The 2,272-nt window shown below is 59.1% G+C and carries 1 protein-coding gene and 2 pseudogenes; 1 reads left to right on the forward strand and 2 read right to left on the reverse strand.

Features of this window, described 5'->3' with window-relative positions; genetic code table 11:
• Positions 1-933 (reverse strand): ESPR-type extended signal peptide-containing protein (locus HV796_RS41770; RefSeq protein WP_281369998.1); only part of this gene is annotated, 933 nt, incomplete at its 3' end.
• A gap of 685 nt (positions 934-1,618) precedes the next feature.
• On the opposite strand from HV796_RS41770, the pseudogene HV796_RS41775 reads away from it, so the two are divergent.
• A pseudogene (locus HV796_RS41775) lies at positions 1,619-1,870 on the forward strand (transposase); the annotation flags it as partial.
• A gap of 174 nt (positions 1,871-2,044) precedes the next feature.
• Here the strand turns inward: HV796_RS41775 and HV796_RS43775 are convergent.
• Positions 2,045-2,272 (reverse strand): annotated as a pseudogene (locus HV796_RS43775) (hypothetical protein); the annotation flags it as partial.

Below are 2,272 nucleotides of genomic sequence, written 5' to 3' on the forward strand. Positions count from 1 at the left end.
GGTGATCTGCCGTTCGGCTCCCGCCGCGCCCACGCTCACCACGCCGCTTGCGCTGCCCGCGTACGTATACGCCGTGCCCGCGATCGTGTCGCCTGTCACCGGCACAGCGGCCGTCGCCGCGACCGAATTGGTACCCAGCGCGACCGAGTTCGCGACCGATGCCGTAGCAAGGGCACCCAGCGCCAAGGCATTGTCCTGACTCGCTGTCGCGCCCAGCCCTATCGCGGCCACGTTATTTCCGCTTGCCGTAGCGCTTTGCCCGAAGGCCGACGCTGTCGCCCCGCTGGCTGTTGCCTGCTCCCCCACTGCCGTCGCGTTATCCCCATTTGCGAAAGATCCCGTACCGAACGCCGACGCCTTGGCACCTGTCGCATTCGCGCCCGCTGCTCCGGTTTTACCAGCTGCTACATTTACTCCTCCACCAACGGCTGTCGCCTGATCCCCAACTGCATGTGCGTTACTGCCAACTGCTACCGCATCCATACCCGCGGCCGTGGTAGTGGCGCCGATTGCGATGGGATTCACGTCCCCGACGCTTCCTGATGTCACACCCGATGCTGAGGCAACAGAGGACATCCCAATGGCGATGGCATTGCACCCAGAAGCAACGTTTGTCGGTTCCGCGCTATCCGCCGCAATGGAGATGTTGCCGCCGGCCACGCCACTGCCACAGTTGGGGTCATCGGTGATGACGCCGCCGTTAGCCGAATAGTCCGCAAACGCGGGCGTCGGGACCGTGGCTCCCAGCGCGGACAGAACAGCAAGTGTGGAAATGCCCGCCGCGTGCCGGAAGCGGTGACTAATTAGTTCAGCAGTTGCCGTTTTCGGGGTACGTTGTCCTTTCCCTTTCGAGTTGGCGATCGCGGTCTCCGCTGCTGGCACCCACGCCTGCACACGACGGTTCCACACCAGCTGATAAAGATTCCTGTTCATGGCTGTAATCCTCTATGAGTGCGCAAATTTCACTGCGCAGGCAGCTTTGCCATGCGCAGTACGATGGGTTGTTGGTGTAACGGAGAATCGATTCGTACAACTAATTTATATATCCCCGGATAATCTGGCAATAATCAGTTATGTGTTTATCTGGTGATGGATTGATACTGGTTTGATGTATCGTTTGGCCAATTAATAATGCCTGGTTATGTTGGTTTATCCAGATTAATCAGAATGGCTTCAGGGGCGCCTGGTATTCACGACCCCACGGTGCAGGCAGGGGAGGCCCGGGCGACAGCAGGACGCGATCGGGCGGGCACCGGTCAGGGACCGTGAGCAGCGCAAAGGCGCAGGTCAGATCCAGGGGATCCTGGAGCGAGCGCGAACCTATCTGAGTGATTGCCGGCAGGATGCGACCGAACGGGCACTGGCGCATTCCCGTGGGGCAGCCGACCGGGGTACAACGGGGGCCAGGACGGCCAGCCAGCCATGAGCGATCTGGTAGGGGCGCTTCCGATGGATCAATCCGGGACGCGCAGGCGGTCGGGGAAACGGCCCCGGTTGTGACGGGCCGGCCTGTTCGTTCAATGTAAGAGGCCAGTTCAAAAAAAAAATCCCGCGAGGGGCCGTTAACTTTCCGGACGCGATGTTAACCTCAGTCATCCAGACAACGGAGACTGAGGGGATGCAAGCACCGATCATTGACGACGAATTGTGGACACTGATCGAACAGTTACTGCCGAAGCCGAAGCGTCGGGACAACGAAAGCCGTGGCCGGCCCCGAGTGTCGGACCGGGCCGCGTTCAATGGCGTGCCGTTTGTGTTACACACCGGGATGCGATGGAACCACTTGCCGGTCGCACTGGGGTTTGGCTCCGGCGCGACCTGCTGGCGTCGCCTGGACGCATGGCAGAAGGCGGGCGTCTGGGACAGGCTAAAGTAAAGAGATATCTCAGGTCAAAAGTCTTACTGCCGGGGGGCAACACGTCTCTTTAATTGGTGTTCCGTTTATTCATAGTCCATATTTCAGCAGTATCAGTTACTTCCTGGTAAAAAAAAGTCGACGCGTGCTAACGGCACGACATCCGATTACTTGAGTTTACCAATCCTATCAGTTAGAAAAATCCTGCCCGCGAATTAAGATAGCAATCACCCGCTCTGATCGAACCTTTTGGCAATAAAACGTGCGCACCCCAAGTTGCTTCTGCTGGCACGTGCGCTCACCTTTTGAGAGTGACCCGGTTCGACGGACGGAACTGCAGTTGGTTTTAGCCAGGTGTGGATCCTCCTGTTGCGTCGCGGGTTGTCCACGGCCGGGCGGCGGGTCGCCTGTCTCGAC

This window comes from Paraburkholderia humisilvae (assembly GCF_902859855.1).
Lineage (GTDB): Bacteria > Pseudomonadota > Gammaproteobacteria > Burkholderiales > Burkholderiaceae > Paraburkholderia > Paraburkholderia humisilvae.